At 68.8% G+C, this 14,608-nt stretch carries 11 protein-coding genes; 6 read left to right on the top strand and 5 right to left on the bottom strand.

Going from position 1 to position 14,608, the window contains the following annotated elements:
- Nucleotides 1-2: 2 nt before the first annotated feature.
- The 6 genes from rplT (at nt 3) to lepA (ending at nt 8,540) form a co-directional block, all read left to right on the top strand.
- Complete coding sequence (gene rplT, locus UAJ10_RS09565) at nt 3-365, top strand: 50S ribosomal protein L20 (RefSeq protein WP_040843389.1); 363 nt, start codon at nt 3-5, stop codon at nt 363-365.
- A 134-nt stretch (nt 366-499) separates the two neighbouring features.
- Nucleotides 500-1,576 (top strand): phenylalanine--tRNA ligase subunit alpha, encoded by a 1,077-nt coding sequence (gene pheS, locus UAJ10_RS09560; protein ID WP_322915153.1) that lies wholly within the window; start codon nt 500-502, stop codon nt 1,574-1,576.
- 82 nt (nt 1,577-1,658) lie between these two features.
- On the top strand, nt 1,659-4,052 hold the full coding sequence (gene pheT, locus UAJ10_RS09555; protein WP_322915152.1) for a phenylalanine--tRNA ligase subunit beta: 2,394 nt from the start codon (nt 1,659-1,661) through the stop codon (nt 4,050-4,052).
- A 199-nt stretch (nt 4,053-4,251) separates the two neighbouring features.
- Entirely contained in the window at nt 4,252-5,940 is a 1,689-nt protein-coding gene (locus tag UAJ10_RS09550) for a methyl-accepting chemotaxis protein (protein ID WP_322915151.1), read from the top strand.
- A 29-nt stretch (nt 5,941-5,969) separates the two neighbouring features.
- A complete protein-coding gene (locus UAJ10_RS09545) occupies nt 5,970-6,641 on the top strand; it encodes a haloacid dehalogenase type II (RefSeq protein ID WP_322915150.1) in 672 nt (223 codons plus the stop codon).
- A 96-nt stretch (nt 6,642-6,737) separates the two neighbouring features.
- Nucleotides 6,738-8,540, top strand: a complete 1,803-nt coding sequence (gene lepA / locus UAJ10_RS09540; protein ID WP_145751405.1) for a translation elongation factor 4 — start codon at nt 6,738-6,740, stop codon at nt 8,538-8,540.
- Nucleotides 8,541-8,603: 63 nt separating this feature from the next.
- Here the strand turns inward: lepA and UAJ10_RS29870 are convergent, their stop codons facing one another.
- The 5 genes from UAJ10_RS29870 to UAJ10_RS09520 all read right to left on the bottom strand — a co-directional run bounded on the left by UAJ10_RS29870 (nt 8,604) and on the right by UAJ10_RS09520 (nt 14,601).
- Nucleotides 8,604-8,969, bottom strand: a complete 366-nt coding sequence (locus tag UAJ10_RS29870) for a type II toxin-antitoxin system RelE/ParE family toxin (RefSeq protein WP_416235356.1) — start codon at nt 8,967-8,969, stop codon at nt 8,604-8,606.
- A gap of 5 nt (nt 8,970-8,974) precedes the next feature.
- Complete coding sequence (locus UAJ10_RS09535) at nt 8,975-9,256, bottom strand: type II toxin-antitoxin system ParD family antitoxin (RefSeq protein WP_322915149.1); 282 nt, start codon at nt 9,254-9,256, stop codon at nt 8,975-8,977.
- 68 nt (nt 9,257-9,324) lie between these two features.
- The gene (locus UAJ10_RS09530; protein WP_322915148.1) at nt 9,325-10,962 is read right to left on the bottom strand and encodes a sensor histidine kinase; all 1,638 of its coding nucleotides are present in this window, start codon (nt 10,960-10,962) and stop codon (nt 9,325-9,327) included.
- 315 nt (nt 10,963-11,277) lie between these two features.
- A complete protein-coding gene (purH, locus tag UAJ10_RS09525; protein WP_322915147.1) occupies nt 11,278-12,864 on the bottom strand; it encodes a bifunctional phosphoribosylaminoimidazolecarboxamide formyltransferase/IMP cyclohydrolase in 1,587 nt (528 codons plus the stop codon).
- 84 nt (nt 12,865-12,948) lie between these two features.
- Entirely contained in the window at nt 12,949-14,601 is a 1,653-nt protein-coding gene (locus tag UAJ10_RS09520; protein ID WP_322915146.1) for a heparinase II/III family protein, read from the bottom strand.
- Nucleotides 14,602-14,608 lie beyond the last annotated feature (7 nt).

The raw sequence follows: 14,608 nt of genomic DNA, 5'->3' as shown, positions 1-14,608 counted from the left end.
CCATGGCTCGCGTTAAGCGGGGCGTGACCACCCACGCCCGTCACAAGAAGATCCTGAAGCTGGCCAAGGGCTACCGGGGTCGTTCCAACAACTGCTTCCGGATCGCGATCGAGAAGGTCGAGAAGGCGCTGCGTTACGCCTACCGCGACCGTCGCGCCAAGAAGCGTAACTTCCGCGCCCTGTGGATCCAGCGCATCAACGCCGGTGCCCGCATCCACGGCCTGACCTACAGCCAGTTCATGCACGGCCTGAAGCGCGCCGCCATCGACGTTGACCGCAAGGTCCTCGCCGACATCGCCGCGCGCGAGCCGGAGGCGTTTAAGGTCCTGGTCGATCAAGCCCAGGCCGCTCTCAAGGCCGCTTGATCCTACCCGGATCAACGGCTACCGAAAGAAGGGGAGCAGGCCCGGCGGGCCCGCTCCCCTTTTTTCTGCCTGATTTCTGGTACCCCTGCCCCACTTGCCCCCGCTGAACGGGCCCCAAAAGACGGATCGTCGCGATGAACATCCTCGACAGCCTCAAGGCCGACCTGCTGGCCGCCGCTGCCGCCGCCCCCGACCTGGCCGCCCTGGAAGAGGTGCGGGTGGACGCCCTGGGCAAGAAGGGCCGCATCACCGGCCTGATGAAGGACATGGGATCGCTGACGCCGGATGAGCGGCGGGAACGCGGCCAGGCCCTGAACGCCGTGAAGGAAGAGATCAGCCAGGCGCTGGACGCCCGCCGCCAGGTGCTGAAGGCCGAGGCGCTGGCGCAAAAGCTGGAGGCGGAGCGCATCGACGTCAGCCTCCCGCCCCGCCCCGAGGTCGAGGGCCGCGTCCACCCCATCAGCCAGACGGTGGAGGAGATGATCGCCATCTTCGCCGACATGGGCTTCACCGTGGCGGAGGGGCCGGACATCGAGACCGACTTCAACAACTTCACCGCCCTGAACATCCCGCCAGAGCACCCCGCCCGGCAGATGCACGACACCTTCTACCTGCCCAACGGGCCGGACGGGGGCACCCGCGTGCTGCGCACCCACACCAGCCCGGTGCAGATCCGCACGATGCTGGCGGGGGAGCCGCCCATCCGCATCATCGCGCCGGGCCGCACCTACCGGTCCGACTACGACCAGACCCACACCCCCATGTTCCACCAGATCGAAGGTCTGGTGATTGGCGAGAACATCCACATGGGCCACCTGAAGGGCACGCTGCTGGAGTTCTGCCGCGCCTTCTTCCAGGTGGACGACCTGCCGCTGCGCTTCCGCCCCAGCTTCTTCCCCTTCACCGAACCGTCGGCGGAGGTGGACATCGGCTGCTCGCGCAAGGGCGGCGAGCTGAAGCTGGGCAACCATGGCGACTGGCTGGAGATCCTGGGCTGCGGCATGGTCCATCCCAAGGTGCTGGAGAACTGCGGCATCGACAGCACCCGCTGGCAGGGCTTCGCCTTCGGCATGGGCATCGAGCGCGTGGCCATGCTGAAGTACGGCATTCCCGACCTGCGCACCTTCTTCGAGGCCGACCTGCGCTGGCTGAAGCACTACGGCTTCGTGCCGCTGGACGTGCCCAGCTTGGCCCAAGGTCTGACCCGCTAACGGGCCTAGCCCGATAACCCATCCCAAGAGCGGCAGCCGGCTTTAAACGCCAGGCGCCCCACCCGAAGAACGGCAGGTAGCGATGAAGTTCACCCTTTCCTGGCTGAAGCAGCACCTTGAAACCGGCGCCCCGCTGGACGTCATCACCGACAAGCTGACCGCCCTGGGCCTGGAGGTCGAGGGCGTGGAGGACACCGGCAAGGCGCTGGCGCCCTTCGTCATCGCCAAGGTGCTGTCGGCGGAGAAGCACCCCAACGCCGACAAGCTGCGCGTCGCCATGGTCGACACCGGCACGGGCGAACCCGTCCAGGTGGTGTGCGGCGCCCCCAACTGCCGCGCCGGCATCACCGTGGTGTTCGCCAGCCCCGGCGCGGTCATCCCCGCCACGGGCGACACGCTGAAGGTGGGCGCCATCCGCGGCGTGGAAAGCCGAGGCATGCTGTGCTCCGAGCGTGAACTGAACCTGTCGGACGAGCACAACGGCATCATCGAGCTGCCGGAGGAGGCGCCGGTGGGTGCCAGCTTCGCCGCCTGGCGCAAGCTGGACGACGCCGTCATCGAGATCTCGCTGACCCCCGACCGCGTGGACTGCGCCGGTGTCCACGGCATCGCCCGCGATCTCGCCGCCGCCGGCGTCGGCACGCTGAAGCCCCTGAACACCGCGCCCGTGCCCGGCGTCTTCCCCGCCCCGGTGAAGGTGATACTGGAAACGGCCGCCTGCCCGCAGTTCGCCGCCCGCGTGGTGCGGGGCGTGCGCAACGGCTCCAGCCCGCAGTGGCTGCAGGACAAGCTGACCGCCGTCGGCCTGCGCCCCATCTCGGCCCTGGTGGACATCACCAACCTGATGACCCTGGACCAGGTGCGCCCCCTGCACGTCTTCGACGCGGCCAAGGTCCAGGGCGACCTGACCGTGCGCGAGAGCAAGGCGGGAGAGACGCTGCTGGCCCTGAACGGCAAGGAATACACCCTGCCGGCTGGCCTGACCGTCATCGCCGACGCCAGCGGCGCCGTCCTGTCCCTGGGCGGCGTCATGGGGGGCGAGAGCACCGGCGTGTCGGAGACGACCACCGACGTCATCATCGAGGCGGCGCTGTTCGAGCCCGCCAAGGTGGCGGAAACCGGCCGCGCCCTGCAGATCGACAGCGACGCCCGCTACCGCTTCGAGCGCGGCGTGGACCCGGCCACGGTGGTCAGCGGCATCGAGCAGGCGACCCGCCTGGTGCTGGACCTCTGCGGCGGCCAGGCCGGGGAGGTGTTCGTGGCCGGTGCCGAGCCGGCCTGGCGCCGTCCCTTGACCCTGCGTCCGGCCCGCGTGGCCCATCTGGGCGGCGTGGACGTTCCAGAGGCCGACCAGTTGCGCATCCTGGCCGCCCTGGGCTTCGAGACCAGCCGGACGGACGGCCTGATCCACGCCGTGCCGCCGTCCTGGCGCGCCGACGTGCAGGGCGAGGCCGACCTGGTGGAGGAGGTGCTGCGCATCCACGGATTCGACACCATCCCCACCACCAGCCTGCCCCGGGACGAGGGCCTGCCAAAGGTCGCCGTAACGCCCAAGCAGCGCCGCACCGCCACCGTGCGCCGCCTGCTGGCCGGCCGCGGCATGCTGGAAGCCATCACCTGGTCCTTCCTGGCGCCCGAGACGGCCAAGCTGTTCGGTGGCGCCCCGGATGAGCTGGCCCTGCTGAACCCCATCAGCGCCGACCTGGCCATCATGCGCCCGTCGGTGCTGGCCAACCTGGCCGCCGCCGCCGGCCGCAACGCCGCGCGCGGCTATGCCGACCTGGCGCTGTTCGAGGTGGGCCCCGCCTTCCGCGACGGCAGCGAGAAGGGGCAGGACCTGGTGGCCGCCGGTGTGCGCGCCGGCCTGGCCGTGGCCCGCCACTGGGCCAAGGGCACCCGCCCCGTGGACGCCTATGACGCCAAGGCCGACGCCCTCGCGGCGCTGGAGGCCGCCGGCGCCCCCACGGCCAACCTGATCGTCTCCACCGATGCGCCCGGCTGGTACCACCCGGGCCGCTCCGGCTGCCTGCGGCTGGGGCCCACCGTGCTGGCCCGCTTCGGCGAGCTGCATCCGGCGGTGCTAGAGGCCTTGGACCTGACCGGCCCGCTGGTGGCGTTCGAGGTGTTCCTGGACCTGATCCCGCAGCCGAAGAAGAAGGGCGGGACGGAGAAGCCGAAGCTGGAGCTGTCGGCCTTCCAGCCCATCAGCCGCGACTTCGCCTTCGTGGTGGAGGCCGGGGTGGAGGCGGATCGTCTGGTCCGCGCCGCCAAGGGGGCCGACAAGGCCCTGATCACCGGCGTGCAGCTGTTCGATGTCTACCAGGGGCCTGGAGTCGAAACCGGCTTCAAGTCCATCGCCCTGTCGGTCACGTTGCAACCGGTGGACAAGACCCTGACAGATGCGGAAATCGAGGCCGTGGCCGCCAAAGTCGTCGCCGCCGTCACCAAAGCGACCGGCGCCGTGTTGCGCGGCTGACACAGAGGCCGCAAGCCTGCAGTAGGCGCCCCTTGGCTTTCAGGGGGCGCCTTTCCTTTTAACCAATTTATTGTGAATTTTAGACTACTTTAACCGCTTGCACCGCCCGTACCCCCACCCCTTACTATCTTTCCAAAGATAAAAAGCGGAAACTGACGCCTACACTTATGGCGTCACCCGTTGGGGGAGGACAGACGGCATGAAGTTTTTCCGGGATCTGCCCATCATCCAGAAGCTGCTGCTGCCCCTGATCCTGATGGGGCTGGTGACGCTCGGCACCTCCCTCTACACCCTGTCGCAGATGAACACCGGTGCTGCGCAGTACCAGCACTTGCTGCGCGGCGAGGCGGAGGCCCTGAAGGCCATCGACCGGGCCAATGGCGCCGCCGCCAACATCGGCCGCATCAGCTACATGATGCTGGCGGAAACCGACAAGTTCATCATCGACAGCATGAAGGATGAGATCGGGCAGCAAGCCGGCGACCTCTCCAAGTACCTGGACAGCGTGGCCAAGCTGAACCCCGGGTCCAAGGACGACCTGGCCATGGCCCGGGACGAGTTCAAGGCCATGATGAAGTTCGCGGAAGAGGCGCGCGAACAGATGGCGGCCGGCAACACCAAGGCCGGCGCCGCCACCCTGACCGATGAGTTCGACATCCGCCTGTCCAAGCTGCTGGACCGGCTGACCGTCATCACCAAGGCGGTGGACGAGAATCTGAGCAAGGGCGAGGCTGCCGCCAAGGCCCGCAACGAGCGCACCTATTGGGTGACGCTGGTGGCCGGCCTGTCGGGCGCCGTGCTGATCATGGCGCTGGCGCTGTGGATCGCCTGGGCCAGCGTGTCGCGCCCGCTGAAGCGCATCGTCGACACCATGACGGCCCTGGCCGACGGCGACCAGAACGTGGAGGTGCGGGCGACCGACCGGCGGGATGAGATCGGCGCCACCGTGCGGGCGCTGCGTATCTTCCAGCGCACCATGGTGGAGGCCGACACCCTGCGCCATGAGCAGGAGACGATGAAGGCCCAGGCCCAGGCCGAGCGTCTGGCCGCCCTGGCCCAGTTGGCCGACGAGTTCGAAGCCAGCATGAACCAGGTGGTGGAGGGGGTGGCCGGCGCCGCCGACCGCATGCAGGGCAACGCCAAGGGCCTGTCGGCCATCGCCGAGCAGACCAACCACCAAACCCTGGCGGTCGCCGGCGCGGCGGAGGCCGCGGCCGGCAACGTCAACACCGTGGCGGCGGCGGCCGAGCAACTGTCCGCCAGCATCCAGGAGATCGGCCGGCGGGTGGAGGAATCCTCACAGATCGCGCAGAACGCCGTGGTGGAGGCGGAGCGCAGCAACCACACCGTGGGCGGCCTGGTGGAGGCGGCGCGCAAGATCGGCGACGTGGTGCGCTTGATCAGCGACATCGCCAGCCAGACCAACCTGCTGGCGCTGAACGCCACCATCGAGGCGGCGCGCGCGGGTGAGGCCGGCAAGGGCTTCGCCGTCGTGGCCAGCGAGGTGAAGACCCTGGCGACGCAGACGGCCAAGGCGACGGAGGAGATCAGCGCCCAGATCGGCGAGATCCAGGCCGTGGCCGGCAGTGCCGCCGGCGCCATCCACGGCGTCAGCGGCACCATCGGCCGCATCAGCGACATCGTCACCACCATCGCCGCGGCGGTGGAGCAGCAGGGTGCGGCCACCAACGAGATCGCCAGCAGCGTGGCCCAGGCCGCCGCCGGCACCTCCGACGTGTCCAGCACCATCGGCCAGGTGACCCGCGCCGCCAGCGAGACCGGCACCATGGCCGTGGACGTGCTGCACGCCGCCCAGGACCTGGTCGCCCAATCCGACCATTTGCGTCATCAGGTGGCGGGCTTCCTGACCAAGGTGCGGGCAGGGTAGGATCGTCCCTCCGGTGAGGGAGGGGCCTGATGACGGCGACACTGGCTTTTGACGTCTACGGCACGCTGATCGACACCCATGGGTTGGTTGCCATGCTGGGTGGCATGGTCGGCGACTGCGCGGCCGACTTCTCGCGCACCTGGCGGGAGCGGCAGCTGGAATACGCCTTCCGCCGGGCCCTGATGCGCACCTACGTTCCCTTCAGCGTCTGCACCGCCCAGGCCCTCGACCATACCAATGCCTTTTATGGGTCGCCGCTGAGCCAGGACCAGCGCACGGCCCTGCTGACCGCCTACCGCACGCTACCGGCCTTCGCCGACGTGGCGGACGGGCTGGCCCAGCTGCGCGCGGCCGGGTTCCGCCTTTACGCCTTTTCCAACGGCGCCGCCGAGGCGGTGCACACCCTGCTGGACGCCGCCGGCATCAGCGGCCTGTTCCTGGGCGTGGTCAGCACGGACGACCTGCGGTCGTTTAAGCCCGACCCCGCCGTCTACGGCCATTTCCTGCGGGCGGCGGCGGCCACGCGGGCCGACACTTGGCTGGTCTCCAGCAACCCCTTCGATGTCATCGGCGCCCTCTCCGCCGGGTGGCCCGCGGCCTGGGTGAAACGCTCGCCCCAGGCGCTGTTCGACCCCTGGGACATTCCGCCGACGGTGACCGTTTCCGGCCTGCGTGACCTGGCGGCGGCCATCGGGTCCTAAGCACCCCGCCCGCACATGAACGCCCCGCCAACCCCGCGGTTGCGCCAGAGCGCGGGGCATCCTATGGTCGCGGGAATTTTTCCAGACCGGCCCGTCATGACCGACCTTTCGCACATCCGCAATTTCTCCATCATCGCCCACATCGACCATGGCAAGTCGACCCTGGCCGATCGCCTGATCCAGTATTGCGGCGGCCTGGACGCCCGCGAGATGCGCGAGCAGGTGCTCGACAGCATGGATATCGAGCGCGAGCGCGGCATCACCATCAAGGCGCAGACCGTGCGCCTGACCTACAAGGCCGATGACGGGCGCACATATCAGCTGAACCTGATGGATACGCCTGGCCACGTCGACTTCGCCTATGAGGTCTCGCGGTCGCTGGCGGCGTGCGAGGGCTCGCTGCTGGTGGTGGACGCCTCGCAGGGGGTGGAGGCGCAGACGCTGGCCAACGTCTACCAGGCCATCGACCACAATCACGAGATCGTCCCGGTCCTGAACAAGATCGACCTGCCGGCGGCCGAGCCCGACCGCATCAAGCAGCAGATCGAGGACGTCATCGGCCTGGACGCCAGCAACGCCGTCATGATCTCGGCCAAGACCGGCCTGAACATCAAGGACGTGCTGGAGGCCATCGTCACCCGCCTGCCGCCGCCCAAGGGCGACCTGGACGCGCCGCTGAAGGCCCTGGTGGTCGACAGCTGGTATGACCCCTACCTGGGCGTGGTCATCCTGGTGCGCGTCGTGGATGGCGAGCTGAAGGTCGGCCAGAAGATCCGCATGATGGCCACGGGTGCCGCGAAGGAAGCCGACCGCGTCGGCCACTTCACGCCCAAGGCCGTGCAGTCGGGCCGCTTGGGCCCGGGCGAGATGGGCTTCATCACCGCCGGCATCAAGGACATCCGCGAGACCAAGGTCGGCGACACCATCACCGAGGAGCGCCGCCCGGCGGCCGAGCCGCTGGAAGGCTTCAAGCCCAGCGTGCCGGTGGTGTTCTGCGGCCTGTTCCCCACGGACGCGGCCGAATTCGAGCATCTGCGCGAGAGCCTGGGCAAGCTGGCCCTGAACGACGCCAGCTTCCAGTTCGAGGCGGAAACGTCGGCCGCCTTGGGCTTCGGCTTCCGTTGCGGCTTCCTGGGCCTGTTGCACCTGGAAATCATCCAGGAACGCCTGGAGCGCGAATTCAATCTGGACCTGATCACGACGGCGCCCAGCGTCATCTACAAGGTCCACATGACCGACAAGTCGGTCATCGACATGCACAATCCGGCCGACATGCCGGACCCCATCCGCATCGACCACATCGATGAGCCGTGGATCCGCGCCACCATCATGCTGCCCGACGAGTACCTGGGCGGCATCCTGGCGCTGTGCACCGAGCGTCGCGGCCAGCAGATCGACCTGACCTATGTCGGCGGTCGCGCCATGCTGGTCTACAAGCTGCCGCTGAACGAGGTGGTGTTCGACTTCTATGACCGGCTGAAGTCCATCAGCCGCGGCTACGCCAGCTTCGACTACCAGATGGACGGGTACGAGACCGGCGACCTGGTCAAGATGTCCATCCTGGTGAACGCCGAGCCGGTGGACGCCCTGTCGACCATCGTCCACCGCAGCCAGGCCGAGCACCGTGGCCGCCTGCTGTGCGAACGGCTGAAGGAACTGATCCCGCGCCAGCTGTTCAAGATCGCGGTGCAGGCCGCCATCGGCAGCCGCGTCATCGCCCGCGAGACCATCAGCGCCATGCGCAAGGACGTGCTGGCCAAGTGCTACGGCGGCGACATCAGCCGCAAGCGCAAGCTGCTGGACAAGCAGAAGGAAGGCAAGAAGCGCATGCGGCAGTTCGGCGAGGTCGAAATCCCGCAGAGCGCCTTCATCGCCGCCCTCAAGATGGGCGATGGCTGATCGCCGTCGCCCTCAAGACGTGCCCATCGCGCCGGCCGCCCTCACGGGCGGCCGGTTTGCGTTTCAGGGGATGTCTTCGGTTGCGCCAGGAATATGCCGTTCAACGTCCATGGCGTCATGAAGGACGCGCAGGATGTTGACTGTGTCAGGTTCAACCAATTCGTAGACAAAGAGATGGCGAGGTTCGAGAACCGCTTGGCCAAATACACGAGCTCGCTTGCGGCTGTGCCTTAGATGATAAGTTCGTATGGATTCCTGGGGCCAATCGACACTTCCCAGCCGACAGGGATCAACACGAAGGTCTCGAATAGCCTGAAGCAATAACGCCTGATACCGACGTAGCGCTTCTTTGCCAAAGGCTTGATGGGAGTGTGCGAGGATGGCCCTGAGGTCAGCTTGAGCGGCAGCCGCGATACGTACCTTGGGCATTGTATTCAATGCCCGCCAATATCTTCTCCACTTAAATTGGCAATGTATTCTTCGAGATCCTCGTCGTTCTCAATCAGATCGAAACGTCCCGCCGCAATATCACGGCGCCCAACATCAGCGGCCTCGCGTAGCGCCTTCAACTTGGCGGCGTGCTCATTTTCCTCCCGCTCGATGAGGCGCAGGCCGGCACGCAGCACTTCGCTGGCATTCTGATAACGCCCTGTCCGGACCAAGTCTTCGATGACCCGCTCATTGTGGTCGGTCAGCACCACGTTGCGTGTCGGCATGGGAATGCTCCTGCCATCAGTTCGGAAACCTTAGCTTAAGCCCCATTGGCATATTATGCCAATGGGGCTCACCCCAGCGGGAACCTCAGCGTGAACCGCGTGCCCGGCATGGCCGCCTCATAAAGGAAGCGGCCACGCAGCTGGCGGGTGAAGGCGTCGATCAGCAGCAGGCCCAGGCTCTTGCGGCCCGCTCCAACGGCGGAGGTGTCCGGCATGCCGACGCCGTCATCGGCGACGATCAGCACGCCTTCCGCCTCCTCCCGCCGCAGGGTAACGGCCAAGGTGCCGGCGCGGCCGTCGGGATAGGCGTGCTTGAAGGCATTGGACAGCACCTCGTTCAGCACCAGGGTCACGGGCACGGACGCCGTCAGGTCGCTCTCCAGCGGCGCGAGGTCCAGCACCACGGTCACGCGACGCGGACCGCCCGCCACGTGTCCTTCCCCTTGGTGGATATTGTCGATCTCGCGCGCCAGGGCGGTGATCACCCGGTCCAGCTGCACCACGTCGACGTCCGACGCGCGGTGCAGCTGCTCGTGCAGGATGCCCATGGCGTGGATGCGGCGCAGGGCGTCGCCCAGGGCGGGGCGCAGCGCCGGGTTCATGCTGGCCTGAAGCTGCAACAGGCTGGAGACGACCTGCAAATTGTTCTTCACCCGGTGGTGGGTGTCGCGCAGCAGTATCTCGCGGTCCGCCAGCGCGCGGTCCAGGTGCCGGGTGCGGTCGGCCACCCGCGCCTCCAGCAGGGTGTTGGCGTGGCGCAGGATCCGGTCGGCGCGCGCCAGGTCGCGCGACCGGCGGATGGCGATCCAGGCCACCAACATCAGCGCCAGCGAGGCCGGAACGGCCACGGCGGCGTAAACCAGGGCCCTGTCCTCCCAATCCTTGGCGATGCTCTCCGTGGTGATGCCGTAAAGGACGAACAGCGGCAGGTTGGGCACCTTGCGCCGGGCGTACAGCCGCTGCATCCCGTCGATGGGCGAGGTCAGGATGAAGGTGCCGGTGGCATCCTCCGGCGTCTTGAGCAGCTCGGGATAGAAGCCCTGCTGCAAGTCGCCATCGGCGGGGGCCGGCTCGCGCAGCAGCAGGGCGCCGTCCTCGCGCACCAGCATCATGGTCTTGGGATCGGCCGAGAACAGCGACCGGTAGAAGCCGATGAAATAGTCCGGCTTCAGCGACAGCTGGGCCACGCCGTTGAACCGGCCGTCCCGCGTTTCCATGCGCTGGCTGATGGGCAGGAACGCCGCGCCGGAGATGCGGCCGCGCAACTGCTGCCCGATGAAGATGCCGGCGCCCGGCTTCAGCTGGGCGCGGAAATACTCACGGTCGCTGACATCCAGCGCCGGTGTGGGCCACTGCACCGTGTTCACGCGGATGATGCCGGCGGGGTCCACCACCCACACGCTCTCCAACTCCGGAGAGGCCTGCCAGATTTCGCGCAGGCGGTCGTAAAAGCGGCTGTCGCCGGCGATGTCCTTCCAGCCGGCGTCCTCCACCAGGCGCTCGACGTAGCGCAGGCTGGTGGCATGGATGCTGAAGATCTTGCCCGCGTGCTCTTCCAGCACGTGGGTCACGTCCACCACCTGCTCGCGGGCGTCGTCCCAGACGCGGCGATGATTGTCCCACGCGGCCCAGGCGAAGACCAACAGCGTCAGCGCCAGACTCATGACCAGCAGGGCCGCCACGGGGCGCCCGGCGGACGGGATCAAGGGAACGGTGGCCACGTCGGGAGGGACGGGGCCATCTGGGACGGGGCCATCTGGGACGGGGCCATCTGGGACGGGAACGCCGCCGGCCAGAAGATCAGGAAGGGGGGCGCCGGCCGAAGCAGCGTGGTCTGGCGCGGAGGCGTTCATACGGGCGGCCCTGGTCCTACTTGGCCCGGACTACCGCATGCCTCGCGGCCCCCGGGCTTACCCCATCGGTCATCGCCATCCCTGAACACCCGCCCTGCACGGATGGGGGGCGGGGTGGAAGGGGGATGGTTCCCTGATACGGAACCGTCCCCCCTGTCCCTGCCGCTGTCAGTGACGGAAATGACGCATGCCGGTAAATACCATGGCCAGGCCGCGTTCGTCCGCAGCGTCGATCACTTCCTGGTCACGCATGGAGCCGCCGGGCTGGATGACGGCCGTCACGCCGGCCTCCGCTGCCGCGATCAGGCCATCGGCGAAGGGGAAGAAGGCGTCGGACGCCACCACGCTGCCCTTGGTGCCCGGCTCGGCCAAGCCGGCGGCCTCGGCGGCCTCTCGGCTTTTGATGGCCGCGATGCGGCTGCTGTCGACTCGGCTCATCTGGCCGGCGCCGATGCCCACCGTGGCCAGGTCCTTGGCATAGACGATGGCGTTGGACTTCACATGCTTGCCCACGCGGAAGGCGAACAGCAGGTCGGCCAGCTCCTTGGGCGTCGGGCCGCGCTTGGTCACCACCTTCAGGTTGCCCGGCAGGACGCGGCCGTCGTCCCGGCTCTGCGCCAGGAAGCCGCCGGCCACGGTCTTGATCAGGGTGCCGGCCTGGGCCGGGTTGGGCAGGTCGCCGGTCAGCAGCACGCGCAGGTTCTTCTTGCCCGCCAGCACGGCCCGGGCGGCCTCGTCCGCGTCGGGGGCGATCACCACCTCGGCGAACAGCCGCGATATGGCCTCGGCCGTCACGGCATCCAGGGTACGGTTGGCGGCGATGATGCCGCCGAAGGCGGACACGGGGTCGCAGGCCAGCGCGCGGGCGTAGGCGGTGGGCAGGTCATCGCCCTCGGCCACGCCGCAGGGGTTGGCGTGCTTGATGATGGCGATGGCCGGGCGGTCGAACTCGGCCACCAGCTCAAAGGCCGCGTCGGTGTCGTTCAGGTTGTTGTACGACAGCTCCTTGCCCTGCAGCTGGGTGGCGGTGGCGATGCCGGGGCGGCGCTCCCCCGTCACGTAGAAGGCGGCCGTCTGGTGCGGGTTCTCGCCATAGCGCAGGGTCTGGCGCAGGGTGCCGGACACGGTCACGCTCTCCGGCCAGGTCTGGCCCAGGCGGTTGGCGAACCAGGCGCCGATGGCGGCGTCATAGGCGCCGGTGCGAGCATAGGCCTTGGCGGCCAGGCGGCGGCGCAGGTCCAGCGTGGTCTGGCCGTCATGGGCGGCCAATTCGGCCAGCAGGGGGGCGTAGTCGGACGGGTCGGTCACCACGGCCACGAAGTCGTGGTTCTTGGCCGCGCCCCGGATCAGGCTGGGGCCGCCGATGTCGATGTTCTCGATGCAGGTCTCGAAGTCGGCGCCCTTCGCCACCGTCGCCTCGAAGGGGTAGAGGTTCACCACCACCAGGTCGATGCCGGGGATGTCGTGGGTGTTCATGGCGGCCACGTGTCCGTCGTCGTCACGGCGAGCCAGGATGCCGCCATGGATGCGCGGGTGCAGGGTCTTCACCCGGCCATCCATCATCTCGGGGAAGCCGGTGTGGTCGCCCACCTCGGTCACGGGCACGCCGGCCTCGGCCAGGCGCTGGGCGGAACCGCCGGTGGACAGGATGTGCACGCCGCGCGCGGCCAGGGCCTGGCCCAGCTCGATCAGGCCGGTCTTGTCGGACACGGAGATGAGGGCGCGGCGCAGGGGAACGAGATCGGGGCTGGTCATGATGGCAATCCGGCTTGGATGGACTTGGGGAAAAGAGAAAGCCCGGCAAAACACCGGGCTTAAGGGAAATTCAGACAGGAGTGGTCAGGGGTCGGCCCCCTCGGTCTTCTTTTCGCGGCGCAGGGCCCACTTCACGGTGGCGCCGCCGGGGGCGGTCGTGCCGCGCACGGTCACTTGCAGGGTGCCGCGCGGCTCGGGCCCATCCCCCAGGTAGACGCTTTCCTCCAGCCCCACCGTGCCGCCCGACAGGCGCAGGCGCCAGCCGGCGCCCGATGGCAGGCGCAGCAGCACGCCGTCCCCGCCCTGGGACAGGCTGGCGTGCACGCCGGGGTGCAGGTGGAAGCGCAGGGTGTAGGACTGGCCGCCGGACCCACCCTCCAGCTTATCCTCGCCGCGCAGGTCCTCACCATTCTCCGCCAGGTACAGGCGGCGGTGGTGGATCAGGCCGAAGCCGTCGCGATAGCCGTCGTGCGCCGCCTCGACCAGCACGGCCCCGCCCGTCTCGCGCCGCTTGGCCTCAACGGGATGCGGGCGGCGGCCCAGGCCGCCATCCTCGCGCACGGATGCGGAATTGGTGTCGGCCACCACCAGGGTGGAGTGGGCGGCGGTGGAGGCCAACGCGCCGCGCCAGGCACCGGTCTCGGACGGGTGGCTGCCGCAGTTCACGATCAGGCGCTCACGCCCCACGCTCATCTCGAACGACAGGCTGCCGGCGTGGGCCCGGGCGTCCAGGCCGGCCGGCGGCGGCGCGCCGGCATCGAACAGCACGCAAGCGCGGCCCGCCGCCAGCCGCTCGAACCCGACATGGGGGGCGGAGCGCAGGGGCCGGCCGCGGGCGTCGGCCTGGCTGAGCACCGTGTCGATGAAGGCCGGGTCTTCCGCCCAGCCGCCGTTGAACAGGGCCAGGCCGCCGTCGCCGTGGCGGAAGAAGCGCAGGGTGGGCGTCAGGCGGTCGATGGAATGCTGCAGGGCGTCGGGCATGTCGGCCCGCGCGGCGCGCAGCACGCCGCGGATGTCGATCAGGTGGCGCAGCACCTGCAACTGCAGGGACGGGCTGCGCTGCACATGGCCGCCGTCCGGCATGACCTGCCGGGTCAGCTCGCGGTTCAGCAGCCACAGGGCCCGCTGGGCGGTGCGGCCCCGGCCCGGCAGGCAGAAGCCGCCATAGACCAGGCCCTTGATGCCCAGGATCAGATCCACGCCCCGCAGGCGGCCGGGCACCAGGCGGGCCAGGTGGCGGATCTGGCGGGCCAGGCTGTCGAAGACGCGGGCGCGCAGGCCGTCATCGGCGCTGGCCAGGAAAAAGTCGTGGGCGCCGATCCAGGCGACGATGCGCTGCGCCGTCACCTCCGGCGCCCAGGCCACGGCATGCCAGGACGAAAAGCCGTCCAGCCAGCTGGTGACCAGCACGCGGGCCTGGCGGCGGGCGGCGTCGCCGCCGGCGGCCTTCAGGTGGCGCAGCCAGTCGAAGCCGTGCAGGGCTGTCAGCCAGGCGGATCCGGCGGACAGGTCCAGCCACGGCGGCAGGTCGGCCTGGCGCTCCTCACCCGCGAAGGCGAAGCGGCCGGCCAGCAGCGCCTCACCCTGGCGGAGATCGCCCGGCCATGGGTCGACCGGCACCACGCCCAGCGCCTGGGGCGCGCGGCTTTTCAGCAGCACGCCGTACAGCGGCGTCCGGTAGACCAGCGCGCCGGGGCCGGCGCGGAACCGTCTCATGCCGGAGTTGACACGGGCCATGCGCCGT

It is taken from the genome of Nitrospirillum guaranorum, from assembly GCF_034653275.1.
In the GTDB taxonomy this organism is placed as follows: Bacteria; Pseudomonadota; Alphaproteobacteria; order Azospirillales; family Azospirillaceae; genus Nitrospirillum.
This window is presented reverse-complemented; position numbering and strand designations above follow the sequence as displayed.